Here is a 12,115-nt window from a genome sequence, read left to right as displayed (position 1 = left end):
GGTGACAGGTGGGGCCGCCTCTCCCCGAGACGTCCAGACTTCCGGGACGGACAGTCCCACCCGGCCAGGCTCCGGCAGATGTCCACGGCGCGCTGACCTGCCGGCATTCCCAGTCCGCACACGCCAGGCCGATGTGACAATCCGTCACCACCGAATACGGGACAGAGCCGTTGGCTGGACAGACCCAGTTCAGTAGCGGGCGCTCCACGTCGTGCAGGCGGGCTGGTGCCGGCGGGTCCGCACCACCGTGCCGCCGAGCGTGATGTGCTCGCTCAGGGTGGTGGCGCAGCACCGGTAGCCGCCCGGAACGGGTACCCGGGGGGCCGTTTTCGGCTCGGCGTCCGGGGCGGCAACGGTGGTGGCGGAGGTGATCTTCCTGAACCGGGTGAGGCGGCGGCTTCGTCGTCCTTGCGTCATCGCCTCAGCATCCACACACCCACGGGCTCCCCCGCTTGGACGCGCCGCGGTACCGCCGTTCAGCGCAACCCCGGGCTCCCTCTGAGGCCGGTACGACGGAGACCACCGCGTCCCACTAAACAAAACAAGGGGAGCGGGCTGTCGCGGGAGCGCGGGCGGGGCGGTGACGGGCGGCCCGCCTGGGCTGGCCCGGCGCCACGCAGGGCTCACGGAGCCGCGCGCCCCACCGCGTCCTCAGCCACGGCGTCGATGCTCTCCACGACGCAGAACAATGAGGTGGTCTCGGTGATCTCCAACACGCGCCGGACGAAGCGGCTGGGCGCGACCAGCACGAGGTCGGTGCCCTGGGCGGCGGCGTGGCGGCGGGCGACGAGGAGCTGGTTGAGGCCGGAGCAGGTGAACAGCTCCACGTCGGCGAGGTCGACGGCCAGCACCGCGGGCCCGCCGTGCAGGGCGGCGGCAAGGGCCCGGGCTGCCTGCCGTTCGGTGTCGATGGTGAGGTCGCCGGCGAGCAGGCAGGCGGACACGGGGCCGACGCGCAGGGTGTCGGTGCGCAGGTCCGTGGGCGCAGGGCCGGCGCTCTGCTGGGTCGTCATGCCGCCGCACCTGCCACCGCGCTCGCGCTCGCCGGCCGGACGGGGGCCGGGGCCACGGGGGTGTCGCCCGCCTCGGCGGCGTGCTGAAGGCTCTCCCACAGCTCCTGGGCCCGGGGGCGCAGACTGAGGCAGGAGGGAGATCCTGCCGCCGCGGCGGTGAGGTAGGCGTCGATGCCTGTGATCATGTGCCGCACAGAACGGCGGGCCGGGTCGAGGCCCGCAGGGTCGTCCCCACCGTCCAGAGGGCCCAGGCGCTGGGCGAGGAAGGTGGTCAGCCGGTCGAGTCCGGCGCGGGTCGGAGTGGTCACCGGGCACCTCCGGCGCACTCGGGCCGCCCCGGGCGGGCGGCGGGAAACTGGACGTGTCTCCACCATGACCCGATCCTGATGTCACGTCAACCAAAGCACGAAAAGTCTGGCATGTTTTCACCGTCGTGTAACGCGCCGCGCACCGCCCTGAGCTGTCGGGGTGCCGAACCAAGCGGTGGCCCAGGCAGTGGACGTTCCTGACCAACCACTCCCGGGTGCGGGTGCAGATCGCCCGGGACCCGGCATCCGGGTCCGCGACATCGCCGACCGCTGTCTGCTCACCGAACGGGCCGTCCAGCGGATCATCGCCGGCCTGGAGCAGACCGATTACCTCTCCCACGAACGCCGTGGCCGGACCAACCACTACAGCGTCATCGACGGCAAACTCTTCGCCGTCCTCCTGCGCTGACCCCCGTACGCGGAGCGGACCCCGGCGACCGACGCGCGGTCCGGTCAGCTGCCGGTGCCGGGCGGCATGTCGAGCTCCGCCCAGACGGTCTTGCCCCACGGCTGGGGGGCCGCGCCCCACCGGTCGCAGGTGCGGGCGACGACGAACAGGCCATGGCCACCGGGCCGGGCGGGCAGGTGCGGCTTCCGCGGGACGGGCAGGACGGGCGAGGCGTCGTTGACCTCGATCCGCAGGCGCTGCTCGGTCGCGTCGAGGACGAGGTCGAGCGGTCCGCCACCGTGAAGCGCGGCGTTGGCGAGAAGTTCGGCGACCAGCAGCAGGACATCGCCGTCGTCCGGCCACGACCAGTCGGCGAGGGCGATGCGGGTGAAGCCGCGCGACACTGCGACGGGCCGCTGCCGGTCGGCCAGCGCCAGGCGGCGGCGCTGCCCGCCCGTCGGCAGGAGCGGCGGGTGTCCCGCAGGCTGTCCGTTCAAAGCCGGAGGGGAAGCGCTCATGCGGTCAGCCCTTCGTATCGGAGATCGTCACCGACTATGCGGCTGCCCGCTGTGGGGCGGTTGATACGGCTGGGCGACCTGTAGTTCCCGACTTGCCACCAGCACCGACCCGGACCTCGGGGTCAGGGGATCTCGGCGAGCGCCGCCCCGACCGTCGGGTGCACGTCGAACGCCGCCTGCGCGCCGGTGATCTCCAGCAGCCGCCTCACCGGCGGCGATATCGCCGCAAGGCGCAACTGCGCACCGGCCGCGAGCGCGTCGGCCCGGGTCTGGAGCAGCAGGTTCAGGCCGGAGGAGTCGCAGAAGGTCACCCCCTCCAGGTCGGCCACCACGACCTGGATGTCCCAGAAAGCCCGCTCGAAAGCCTCCCGGGCCGGAGCCAGCGTCTCGATGTCCAGGTCTCCCGAGATGCGCACCACGTTGTGGTCGGTGCCGGGGCGCACCTCGACGTGCAGACCGATCTCCGTGTCCTGGGGGCCCGCCGCATGGCGTGCTGCTGCGTCGTCGTGCGCCGGCATCCTCATCCCCTCCTGGGACTTCCTCGTGTCGGTCGGTCCGCGCGCCCGGGGCGGGGGCAGCCCCGCCCCGGGCGGGTGTCAGGCTGCCTCCAGGCCCTGGCGCAGTTGGGTGAGGATGCGGGCGAGCAGGCGGGAGACGTGCATCTGGGAAAGGCCGAGGCGCTCGCCGATCTGGGACTGGGTCATCTCCTGGGTGAAGCGCATCGACAGGATGAGGCGGTCGCGCTCGGGCAGGGCCGCGACCAGCGGCTGCAGCGACACCAGGTCCTCCACCAAGGCGAAGCGCTCGTCCGTGCCGCCGAGGCGGGCACCGAGCACGCCGGGGCCCTCGTCGTCGTCACCGGCCGGCACATCCAACGAGTCGGTGCTGTGCGCGTTGGCGGCGGTCAGCCCCTCGATGACCTCCTCCTGCGACATCCCGACGAGCTCGGCGAGTTCGGCCACCGTCGGCGCCCGGTCCAGCTTCTGCGACAGCGCGTCCTGGGCCTTGGCCAGGGTCAGACGCAGCTCCTGCAGGCGGCGGGGCACATGGACGGCCCAGGTGGTGTCGCGGAAGTGGCGGCGGATCTCGCCCACGATCGTGGGAATGGCGAAGGTGGTGAACTCGACCCCGCGCTCGGGGTCGAACCGGTCGATGGCTTTGATCAGCCCCACCGAGCCGACCTGCATCAGGTCCTCCATGCTGTCGCGGTGCGCGCCGAAGCGCCGCAGCGCGAACCGCACCAGGGAGAGGTTGAGCTCCACCAGCGAAGCGCGGACGTAGGAGTACTCGCGGGTGCCTTCCTCCAGTGCGGCCAGGCGCACCAGCAGCACGCGGGTCAGGTCCCGGGCGTCGGCCGGGGCGACCTCGCGCAGCTCCTCGACGTCGGCCAGCTCGGGCGCCGCCTCGAAGGAACGGCTTGGCGCCGGTGCCTCCGTACCGCTTCGTACACAGGTGCTCTGGAGGAGTCCCTCACTGGTAACGGCCATGTCGGTCCTTTCCCTCGGCAGCGGTCCGTACCCAGCTACCCTCTCACCCGGTTCGCACTCGCCCGAATGGTGTGAAGGATTCGTGGAAAGGCGCGGTGATGGTGGAGGCCCGCACCGCGCCCGTGCAACCACCGCGCCCGACGGCCCCGGCCGCCGTCGCCGGGGCGGTCCTGAGCGGGTCAGCTTCGACTGCGCTTGCCGAGCCGCATCCCACCGAACACCAGGGCGAGGATGAACAGCACCGCTCCGATCACCAGCAGCCAGAGCATGCCCTTCACCAACACTCCGACGAAGCCGAAGACCACCGCGATCAGGACGATGAACAGGAACAGGGCCATGCCGACCTCCAGATGACGGGGCGCCGCGTCCAGCGGCCCCGGGCTCGTCGTTCGCACCCGCCGTCCCTCAGCTCGCAAGCGCGCCCGGCGACGGGACCGCCTCAGACGCTGCCATCTGCTCGGGCAGCCCGCCACCGATGCCCCCAAACGGCCTGGCCTCCGCCTGGCCCGCTCGCCACCAACGCGGCGGCGAAGGCGCCCGAGCGCCTGTCGGCCGCACGTCCGCACACGCCGACGGGCTCCGCACCACGGCATCAGCGGTGCGGAGCCCGCCGTACGGCCGAGCGCGTGGCGCAGCAGACCTGTCGCAGAACGACTGTCGCGCCCCGCGCAGGCACAGCGGAACCAGGCCATCCGCGCACGTCACCCGACGCGACAGCACCCCCTGCGCAACAACGCACCCGCCACAAGGGCCGGGTGCCAGCCTGGCGGGAGAAGACCACCCGCTCAGGTGACAGGGCCGCCTCCCCTGGCCCACTTCGCCCTGACCACCGGAGCCACAATCTCCACCCTGCGGGCGACCGCGGTCCGCGGAAGACCGGTCTTCCCCGCCAGGGCATCGACTACCCGGCCCGCCGCCAGACCCCTGCCGTGCGCCCTATCCGGCAGGGCACCGTCCAACGCCCCGGCCGCCACATCCGGCCCCGGCCACCTCGGTGCCCAGGACACCCGCAACCTCCTGCAGCCCGTCCTCGCCCACCGCGTCCACACCATCGCGCGTCACCACATCGTCACTCGTAGCCCAACGTAGACCCCCCACGACACCAAGCGGTCCGCAACACCCTGACCACCCAGCACCGTTGACACCCCCAGGACAGCACCCAGGCCACCACCGGCCCGGTGGTCCCCACCCCAGCTGGAATACGACAGTCATTCAGTACACGGCTGATACACAGCCGCGCGTCAACGGAAGCCCCGCTACGAGCAGGCTGAAGTGCCGGTCGCGGAGCCTGTAGGCACACCCGGTGACCACTGCCACCGGGGTTCTTCGTCCCTTTGGCTCTGGGAGGCCGCTGTCGTGTCTGTGTCCACGCAACCTGAAGTCCGAGACCCGCACACCACCGCCGGTCGGCTCCCGCTGAGGCGCCGGGGGGCGATGTGGGCCTTGGCCGCCGTCCTCCTCGTCGGTGTCGGCGCCGGGGGTGGCACGCTGGTCCCTCGGCAAGGCGACGGTGCCGGACAGGTCAACGACAGCCGGGCGAGCCGGGCACTGGCGCTACCGGTGTCGGACGCAATCGCCGCTCTCGACCTCCCGTGGCCGCAGGAGGGGCAGTCGGCCGTCGCGGCGGCGAAGGTCGGCGTGCTCGCTGTCAGAGGGGGGCAGCAGCCGGTGCCGATAGCGAGCGTGACCAAGGTGATGACGGCGTACGTCGTTCTCCGGGACCATCCGCTCAAGGACGGCGAGGACGGGCCGACGATCACGGTCGACGCGCAGGCCGCCGCAGAGGCGGGTTCGGCGGACGAGTCGACCGCTCCCGTCACTGCCGGGCAGCGCCTGACCCAGCGCAAGCTGCTGGAGGTGATGCTGCTGCCCTCCGCCAACAACGTGGCGCGGCTGCTGGCCCGGTGGGACGCGGGCAGCGAGGAGGCGTTCGTGTCCCGGATGAACGCGGAGGCCGCCCGGCTGGGGATGACAGGCACCACCTACACCGGGGCCAGCGGTCTGGAGGCCACGACCGTGTCCACCGCCGCCGACCAGCTGAAACTGGCCCGTGAGGCGATGAAAGAGCCGGCGCTGCGGGCCACGGTGGCCCTGCGCGACACCACGCTGCCGGGCCGGGCCGAGCCGCTGCACAACACCAACAGGCTGCTCGACCTGCCCGGGGTGGTGGGTCTGAAGACCGGTTCGACCACCTCGGCGGGCGGGAACCTGATGTGGGCGCTGGAGGTCACCGACGCCAAGAGCGGCTCGGGGCGCCGGCTCGTCTACGGCGTGGTGCTCGGCCAGCGGGCCGGCGCCGCTCCCGCGGACGGCATGCGGGCGGCTCTGGAGAGCAGTGGCCGACTCGTGGACGCCCTGCGGCGGAAACTGCCCGGTGTCCTGCCGACGCTCGACGGCGGCCAGCGGGAGTGGGCGTGAGCACGCGCACCGGCACGGCCCCGGCAACGGTTGTCGCGGTCCCGGCCCACGGGTCGGGCGGCGGAGACGGGCTGCGCCGCCGGACGGTCCGTCGCCGTCTTCCGCACCGTCCGACCCGTCGGGCTGCGGGGCGGCGCGGGCGGCTGATCGCGGGGGCCGCCGCTGTACTGGCCGCCCTGATGGGGCTGAACCCCTGGCTGCCGAACGGCCCGGTCAACCTCGCCAGCCTCTGGCAGACCGTGCTGCCCTGGTCGGGCCTGGGCATCATGGCGCTGCTCCTCCTGGCGGCACTGCGACGCTCCGCCCCGGCCGCAGTGGCCACGCTGCTGCCCGCTCTCCTCTGGAGCGTCCTGTTCACACCGGCTCTTCTCGACAAACGCACGGGCGGCGGGGACTTCACGATCGTCAGCCACAACGTCAACGAGGACAATCCCGACCCCGCCCGGACAGCGCGTGCCCTGGCCGGTTCGGGAGCCGACGTCGTGGCGGTGGAGGAACTGGCGAGCCGCGCGCAGGAGGCCTACCGGCGCGAGCTGGCCACCACCTACCCGTACTCCCAGGTGCGCGGGGGCATCGGGTTGTGGAGCAAGTACCCGCTGCAGGGCGTGGAGCCGGTGGAGATCATGCCGTGGACCCGGGCCCTGCGCGCGACCGTCCAGACGCCCAAGGGCCCCGTCGCCCTCTACACGGCCCATCTCGCCTCGGTCCGGGTGCGCTTGGACGCCGGATTCACCACCGCCGACCGCAACGACGCGGCCGCCAAGCTCGCTGCGGCCGTCCGGAGCGAGCCGCTCGCGAGGGTCGTCGTCCTGGGCGACTTCAACGGCTCCTTCGACGACTCCGCGCTGCGACCGCTCACCGGGCAGCTGCGCTCGGCCCAGCAGGAGGCCGGGGACGGTTTCGGCTTCACCTGGCCCGCGCCGTTCCCGGTGGTGCGCATCGACCAGATCCTGGTGAAGGGCATCACCGCGCGGTCCGCGTGGACTCTGCCCGACACCGGCAGCGACCACCTCCCGGTCGCGGCGTCCCTGCGGCTGTGACCGCTTCCGCCCGCCCGCACCCGCCCGGGGCAGCGGCCCGCGCACCGCTGCCCCGGCAGCCGCGACCGGTCCCCGGCGTGTTGGAATGAGCACCCCACCCCCGAGCGACGACATCGGAGAGCTCTTGTCCGCCACCCGAGTACCCGACGCGGTCAACGTGCTGCTCGTCGAGGACGACGCGATCATCCGCCGCTCGGTCCAACTGGCCCTGGAACGCTACGGGTACCAGGTCGAGGTCACCGGGGACGGCCTCGACGGCCTGGACGCCGTCCGGGCCGGCGAGCACGACGTCCTGGTCTTGGACGTGATGCTGCCCGGCCTCGACGGCATCAGCCTGTGCCGGCGCGTCCGCGAGGAGACCCTCACCCCCATCCTGATGATGTCCGCCCGCGGCGACGCCCTCGACGTCGTGGCTGGCTTGGAGGCCGGCGCCGACGACTACGTCGTCAAGCCCGTCGACATCCCCGTGCTCGTCGCCCGCATCCGCTCCCTGTTGCGCCGCGCCACCTTCCGCGACCAAGCCGCCGCGCAGCCTGCACGAGCGGAGCAGCCCGTGCCGGGCGAGCCGCACAGCCCGCCCCCGCGCTCCCCTGCCGGGCAAGGGCCGGACCTGCTCACCTTCGGTGCCCTCACCATCGACCTCCGCGGCCTGGACGTGTGTCTGGACGGCCGGGCCGTCCCCCTCACTCCCACCGAGCTCCGTCTGCTGCTGGTCTTCGCGGAGCACCCTGGCACGGTCCTGGACCGCCGCCGCCTGCTGCGCGAGGTGTGGGACTACGGCTGGGAGGGCGACACCCGAGTCGTCGACCTGTGCGTGGTGCGGCTGCGGAAGAAGATCGGCGCCGACCGCATCGAGACTGTCCGGGGCTTCGGCTACAAGCTCGTGCGGAGCTGACGCGATGACCGCACGAGGCGTCGGTCCGCACTTGCTGGACCCGCGCTCCCTCCGCTGGAAGATCACCGCCCTGGTCGCGCTCGCCTGCGGTGCGATCGCCGTGGTGATCGGCGTGCTCGTCCACCAAGCGACTGCGGAGCGGGGCGACCGGACGGGGCGCGACCTGGCGATCGCCCGGCTGGGCTCCGCGGAGCAGGAGTTCTCCCGTACCGGCCGCCGCCCCGACTACGCCTCCCTCCAGCCCAAGGCCAGTCTGCCCGGGCCGCTGGCCCAGGCGGTCCAGGACTCGCAGGTCCCCGGTGAGTACGCGCTGTGGTACGACGTCAAAGCACCGAACTGGTACTGGATGTGGGCGGCCGTCCCGGTCGGCGACGACCAGGTGCTGACTGTCCGCACCGACTTGAGCGCCAGCGTGCGCAGCCTCCAACTGCTGGACCGCAGCATCGTCAAGGCCGCCCTCGCGGCCCTCGCCGTCGTCGTACCCGTCACCGCGCTGGCGGCGGAGCGGATGAACCGGCGCCTGCGCCACACCTCCCGGACCGCCCGCCGGATCGCGGACGGCGATCTCGACGCCCGCATCGGCCGCCGGGGCCGCGCCCGCGACGAGATCACCGAGATGTCCACGGCCGTGGACGAGATGGCCGCGACGCTGCAAGCGCGGCTCGCCGCGGAGAAGCGCTTCACTGCCGACGTCGCGCACGAACTTCGTACCCCGTTGATGGGCCTGGTCACCGCCGCCGGTCTGCTGCCCGAGGACGATGAGGCCACTGATCTGGTGCGCACCCAGGTCCGCGCCCTGCGCGGCCTGGTGGAGGACCTGCTGGAGGTCTCCCGTCTCGACGCCGGTGCCGAGAGCGCCCGCCTCGACGAGGTACCGCTGGGAGATCTCATCGACGAGGTGAGCAGGAAGGGCGACGGCGCTGTCCGGCTCCGGCTGACGACGCCCGCCACCGTCCGCACCGACCCGCGCCGGGTGGAGCGGATCATCACCAACCTCGTCGCCAACGCCCACCGGCACGGCACCGCCCCCGTCGAGGTCATCGTCACCGGCAGCCGGATCACCGTGCGCGACCACGGACCCGGCTTCCCGGACACCCTCCTCGCCGATGGGCCGCAGCGCTTCCGCACCGGGGCTGCGGAACGCGGCCACGGCCACGGCCTCGGCCTCACCATCGCCACCGGCCAGGCCGCAGTCCTCAACGCCCGTCTGACCTTCGCGAACGCCCCGGACGGCGGAGCCGTCGCCACCCTCGACCTCCCCGCCTGACCGCCCGTCGCGGTGCGCACGAGGGGGCGGCCAGCTGCGGCTGACAGCTGGAACTCACCGTCCTGGTGCCGAAACTCCCCGCCGGAGGTCAGCGCCCTGCACCGGGAAGCAGCGGGCCGGACGGATTGGGTCAGCGGTGCCACAGGGGCTTGGTGTGCTTCGCCTCGGCGGCTGTAGCCGCTGCCGCCGTCTGGGCGGCGGCCTGTTTTCGCTCGGCCCGCTCCGCAAGCCCGCTCGCGGGCCCGCTGGTCGGCATCGGTCTGACGGCACGGCCGCAGCGGCTGCGGTCGCGGTTGGGCCGGCCGGGGCCGCGTACGGTTCGAGGCGGGCGAGCAGCTGGTGCAGCGTCATCTCGATCCGGCCCGCGCGGTAGGCGAGCTCGGCGGCCGGCCCGGGAACGACGGCAAGGAGCGCCCGGCGGCCCGCGACCCGCCTCAGCGAGGCTTGACCGCGCCCTCCGGCGCGGTGCGCCGGTGCCGACCGGGCTCAGGCGTGCCGGGCGAGCTTGACGGCGGAGACGAGAAGGATCACAGCCAGCGCCGGGATGAGGACCACCTCCGGGAACGCCCCGAGCAGCAGCCCGCCCAGCACAGCGCCGGCCACCGACCCGGCGGCCATCACGACGGTGAAGCGGACATTGGCACCGAGGACGGCGAAGCTTCCGTCGCGGCTGTAGCGGGCGAAGGCCACCAGCATGGTCGGCAGCGAAACCAGCAGGGACAGGCTCAACAGCTGTCCTGTCTCAGCGGAGTTTGACTGGCCGGTTCTCGTCACCTGCGGGCCGGGGCGGCCTTGGTCCGGGTGGTGGCGAGGTCGGTTACACCGCGCCCTGTCAGCGGGAGCGGTGTAACCGGCGGCTTCCAGGTCGGCGATGATCCGCTGCACGGTGCTCTCGGTCAGCAGGCAGCGGGTGGCGATGTCGCGTACCCGGATGCCGGGATCGCGGGCGATCTGGACGAGGACCCGGGCGTGGTTGGTCAGGAAGGTCCACGCCGTCCCGGCACCTCTGCGGTGTCCATGGGCTCAAGAACAGGCTCGCTGTTTCACGGCAGCAGAAGCACGACATCCATTTCGTGTAAAACTTGACATGCGGTACGCGACGGGCAAAGAGTGGAGTGGTCGCTGCTCGAACGGGCCGTCTGCGGGCGGCCGCTCACGGAGGTGGCTCGATGGCGCGTCCCACTCGTGACGGCCCGGAGTGGCCCCTCGGCGCTCCGGTTCACCGTCCTGCCCCCGGCAGGGCCGTCACGGTGCTGGTGACCGACGACCCGCTGGAGGTCAGCTTGTCCGGCGGGACGGAGCGCGCGGTGGCCCACGTCAGTGGGGAGATCATCTTCGACAACGCAGGACGGCTCCTCGACGTGCTGAGCCAGGCGGCCCTGGCCGGCCCGGCCGGACTCGACGTCGACACCACGGGCGTGACGTTCACCGACAGCTCGGGCCTGAACGCCCTGCTCGAACTGCGCACCCGGGCCCTCGCCGCCGGGCGGCAGCTCACCCTGCGGCCCGGCGCGTGCGTGGGTCGGCTGTTGGACCTCACCGGCACCCGCGGCGTGTTCGCTCCCGCCACGGAAACGTCGGACGACGCGACGGACCGCGAGCCGTGACCGGGCGAGTCGGCGGCGCGCCGTCCTCCGGCGGACGATGCCGATGCGTCGGCTGACGACAAGTGACCCGCACGGTCCGGGCTTGCAGCGGCGCCGCCGAGGCCGCGCGTTCAGCTACCACGCGGCCGACGGGACGTTGGTGCACGAGGCAGCAGAGCTTGCACGGATCAAGGCCCTGGCCATCCCGCCGGCCTGGCGCGAGGTGTGGATCTGCCCGAAGGCCAGCGGACACATCCAGGCGGTCGGCACCGATGCGGCAGGCCGCCGGCAGTACCTCTACCACCCTGACTTCCGGGCCCGCCGGGAGGAGGCCAAGCACGCGCACGTGCTCGACGTGGTGGCCCCCGCGCTGCCACGGCTGCGCCGCCGGGTCGGCCGTGACCTGGCACTGAAGGGCCTGCGGCCGGAGCGTGTCCTGGCCTGCGCGACCAGGCTGCTGGACCTCGGCTTCTTCCGCAGCGGTTCCACTCTCTACGAGCGGGAGAACGGCTCCTACGGTCTCACCACGCTGCTCCGCGAGCAGGTCGACGTGCGCGGCGCGGCCGTCCGCTTCGCCTACCCGGCCAAGTCCGGGCGTCGGCGCGAGCTGGTCCTCACGGACGCCGACACCGCCGCGGTGGTACGGGCGCTGCTCGGCCGCCGGGACCCCAGTCCCCAGCTGTTCGGGTACTGGCAGGCGCCGCAGTGGTGCCCGGTGGACGGAGCGCTGCTGAACGCGTACCTGCGTGACGCGGCCGACGCCGACCTCAGTGCCAAGGACTTCCGGACCTGGCACGCCACAGTCCTCGCCGCCGTTGGGCTCGCCGCGTCCTGGCCGGTGGCCGAGCGCTCCGCGAGCGAGCGGCGGCGGGCCGCGGCCCGGGTGGTGCGGGAGACGTCCGAGTACCTGGGAAACACTCCGGCCGTCTGCCGCGCCTCCTACATCAACCCGAAGCTGTTCGAGCTCTTCGACCAGGGGTTGACCATCGCCCCGAGCCTGCCGCAACTCGGCGCGGGCGCCGGCGGCACCGGGCTGCCCGGGATCGGGAACAGGGTGGAACGGGCGGTCGTCGACCTGCTCGGCGGAGCTGCGGCCCGGACTCGCCCCGGAGAGTGAACCGAGGCACCGCGAGAGTGCGGCCCGCGACACAAGGCCCCGCGACAGGACCGCCGACGACCTCGACGGCAGGCCCCC

The 12,115-nt window shown here is 72.8% G+C and carries 15 protein-coding genes and 1 pseudogene; 7 read left to right on the top strand and 9 right to left on the bottom strand.

Annotated features, from left to right (window positions below; all coding sequences use genetic code 11):
• Window positions 1-189 precede the first annotated feature (189 nt).
• The 3 genes from ACIRPK_RS22620 to ACIRPK_RS22610 form a co-directional block, all read right to left on the bottom strand.
• The gene (locus ACIRPK_RS22620; protein ID WP_403041078.1) at window positions 190-417 is read right to left on the bottom strand and encodes a hypothetical protein; all 228 of its coding nucleotides are present in this window, start codon (window positions 415-417) and stop codon (window positions 190-192) included.
• A gap of 206 nt (window positions 418-623) precedes the next feature.
• Complete coding sequence (locus ACIRPK_RS22615) at window positions 624-1,013, bottom strand: STAS domain-containing protein (protein WP_403041077.1); 390 nt, start codon at window positions 1,011-1,013, stop codon at window positions 624-626.
• Entirely contained in the window at window positions 1,010-1,321 is a 312-nt protein-coding gene (locus tag ACIRPK_RS22610) for a hypothetical protein (RefSeq protein ID WP_403041076.1), read from the bottom strand. Before ACIRPK_RS22610 ends, ACIRPK_RS22615 begins: the two co-directional genes overlap by 4 nt.
• A gap of 187 nt (window positions 1,322-1,508) precedes the next feature.
• On the opposite strand from ACIRPK_RS22610, the gene ACIRPK_RS22605 reads away from it, so the two are divergent.
• A complete protein-coding gene (locus ACIRPK_RS22605; protein WP_403041075.1) occupies window positions 1,509-1,730 on the top strand; it encodes a hypothetical protein in 222 nt (73 codons plus the stop codon).
• Between the two features lie 44 nt (window positions 1,731-1,774).
• Here ACIRPK_RS22605 and ACIRPK_RS22600 read toward each other — a convergent pair whose 3' ends face one another.
• The 4 genes from ACIRPK_RS22600 to ACIRPK_RS22585 all read right to left on the bottom strand — a co-directional run bounded on the left by ACIRPK_RS22600 (window position 1,775) and on the right by ACIRPK_RS22585 (window position 4,109).
• Window positions 1,775-2,227, bottom strand: coding sequence for an ATP-binding protein (locus ACIRPK_RS22600; RefSeq protein ID WP_403041074.1), 453 nt, complete (start codon window positions 2,225-2,227; stop codon window positions 1,775-1,777).
• A 122-nt stretch (window positions 2,228-2,349) separates the two neighbouring features.
• Complete coding sequence (locus ACIRPK_RS22595) at window positions 2,350-2,745, bottom strand: STAS domain-containing protein (RefSeq protein WP_403041073.1); 396 nt, start codon at window positions 2,743-2,745, stop codon at window positions 2,350-2,352.
• Between the two features lie 78 nt (window positions 2,746-2,823).
• On the bottom strand, window positions 2,824-3,714 hold the full coding sequence (locus ACIRPK_RS22590) for an RNA polymerase sigma factor SigF (RefSeq protein WP_403041072.1): 891 nt from the start codon (window positions 3,712-3,714) through the stop codon (window positions 2,824-2,826).
• Between the two features lie 179 nt (window positions 3,715-3,893).
• A complete protein-coding gene (locus ACIRPK_RS22585; protein WP_403041071.1) occupies window positions 3,894-4,109 on the bottom strand; it encodes a hypothetical protein in 216 nt (71 codons plus the stop codon).
• 1,165 nt (window positions 4,110-5,274) lie between these two features.
• On the opposite strand from ACIRPK_RS22585, the gene ACIRPK_RS22580 reads away from it, so the two are divergent.
• From ACIRPK_RS22580 to ACIRPK_RS22565, 4 genes are all read left to right on the top strand, one after another.
• Window positions 5,275-6,132: a D-alanyl-D-alanine carboxypeptidase family protein gene (locus tag ACIRPK_RS22580; RefSeq protein WP_403041070.1), complete on the top strand. Its 858-nt coding sequence runs from the start codon at window positions 5,275-5,277 to the stop codon at window positions 6,130-6,132.
• 143 nt (window positions 6,133-6,275) lie between these two features.
• On the top strand, window positions 6,276-7,172 hold the full coding sequence (locus ACIRPK_RS22575; protein ID WP_403041090.1) for an endonuclease/exonuclease/phosphatase family protein: 897 nt from the start codon (window positions 6,276-6,278) through the stop codon (window positions 7,170-7,172).
• An 85-nt stretch (window positions 7,173-7,257) separates the two neighbouring features.
• Window positions 7,258-8,067 carry a response regulator transcription factor gene (locus ACIRPK_RS22570; protein ID WP_403041069.1) on the top strand — a complete coding sequence of 270 codons (810 nt, stop codon included), beginning with the start codon at window positions 7,258-7,260 and terminating at the stop codon, window positions 8,065-8,067.
• A 4-nt stretch (window positions 8,068-8,071) separates the two neighbouring features.
• The gene (locus tag ACIRPK_RS22565) at window positions 8,072-9,334 is read left to right on the top strand and encodes a sensor histidine kinase (protein WP_403041068.1); all 1,263 of its coding nucleotides are present in this window, start codon (window positions 8,072-8,074) and stop codon (window positions 9,332-9,334) included.
• Between the two features lie 486 nt (window positions 9,335-9,820).
• On the opposite strand, the gene ACIRPK_RS22560 is transcribed toward ACIRPK_RS22565, so the two are convergent.
• Both ACIRPK_RS22560 and ACIRPK_RS22555 read right to left on the bottom strand, forming a co-directional pair.
• Complete coding sequence (locus ACIRPK_RS22560) at window positions 9,821-10,063, bottom strand: hypothetical protein (RefSeq protein ID WP_403041067.1); 243 nt, start codon at window positions 10,061-10,063, stop codon at window positions 9,821-9,823.
• A 129-nt stretch (window positions 10,064-10,192) separates the two neighbouring features.
• Window positions 10,193-10,315 (bottom strand): annotated as a pseudogene (locus tag ACIRPK_RS22555) (MarR family transcriptional regulator); the annotation flags it as partial.
• Between the two features lie 188 nt (window positions 10,316-10,503).
• Between ACIRPK_RS22555 and ACIRPK_RS22550 the strand changes: the two are divergent.
• Window positions 10,504-10,941, top strand: a complete 438-nt coding sequence (locus tag ACIRPK_RS22550) for an STAS domain-containing protein (RefSeq protein WP_403041066.1) — start codon at window positions 10,504-10,506, stop codon at window positions 10,939-10,941.
• A gap of 82 nt (window positions 10,942-11,023) precedes the next feature.
• A complete protein-coding gene (locus ACIRPK_RS22545; RefSeq protein ID WP_403041065.1) occupies window positions 11,024-12,037 on the top strand; it encodes a DNA topoisomerase IB in 1,014 nt (337 codons plus the stop codon).
• Window positions 12,038-12,115: the final 78 nt, after the last annotated feature.

This window comes from Kitasatospora sp. NPDC101801, from assembly GCF_044766665.1.
In the GTDB taxonomy this organism is placed as follows: domain Bacteria; phylum Actinomycetota; class Actinomycetes; order Streptomycetales; family Streptomycetaceae; genus Kitasatospora.
This window is presented reverse-complemented; position numbering and strand designations above follow the sequence as displayed.

What these genes read in the sequence shown, in the direction of transcription:
- ACIRPK_RS22620 (WP_403041078.1), bottom strand. Translation starts at nt 417, where the DNA reads ATGACGCAAGGACGACGAAGCCGCCGCCTCACCCGGTTCAGGAAGATC.
- ACIRPK_RS22615 (WP_403041077.1), bottom strand. Translation starts at nt 1,013, where the DNA reads ATGACGACCCAGCAGAGCGCCGGCCCTGCGCCCACGGACCTGCGCACC.
- ACIRPK_RS22600 (WP_403041074.1), bottom strand. Translation starts at nt 2,227, where the DNA reads ATGAGCGCTTCCCCTCCGGCTTTGAACGGACAGCCTGCGGGACACCCG.
- ACIRPK_RS22595 (WP_403041073.1), bottom strand. Translation starts at nt 2,745, where the DNA reads ATGCCGGCGCACGACGACGCAGCAGCACGCCATGCGGCGGGCCCCCAG.
- ACIRPK_RS22590 (WP_403041072.1), bottom strand. Translation starts at nt 3,714, where the DNA reads ATGGCCGTTACCAGTGAGGGACTCCTCCAGAGCACCTGTGTACGAAGC.
- ACIRPK_RS22570 (WP_403041069.1), top strand. Translation starts at nt 7,258, where the DNA reads ATGAGCACCCCACCCCCGAGCGACGACATCGGAGAGCTCTTGTCCGCC.
- ACIRPK_RS22565 (WP_403041068.1), top strand. Translation starts at nt 8,072, where the DNA reads ATGACCGCACGAGGCGTCGGTCCGCACTTGCTGGACCCGCGCTCCCTC.
- ACIRPK_RS22550 (WP_403041066.1), top strand. Translation starts at nt 10,504, where the DNA reads ATGGCGCGTCCCACTCGTGACGGCCCGGAGTGGCCCCTCGGCGCTCCG.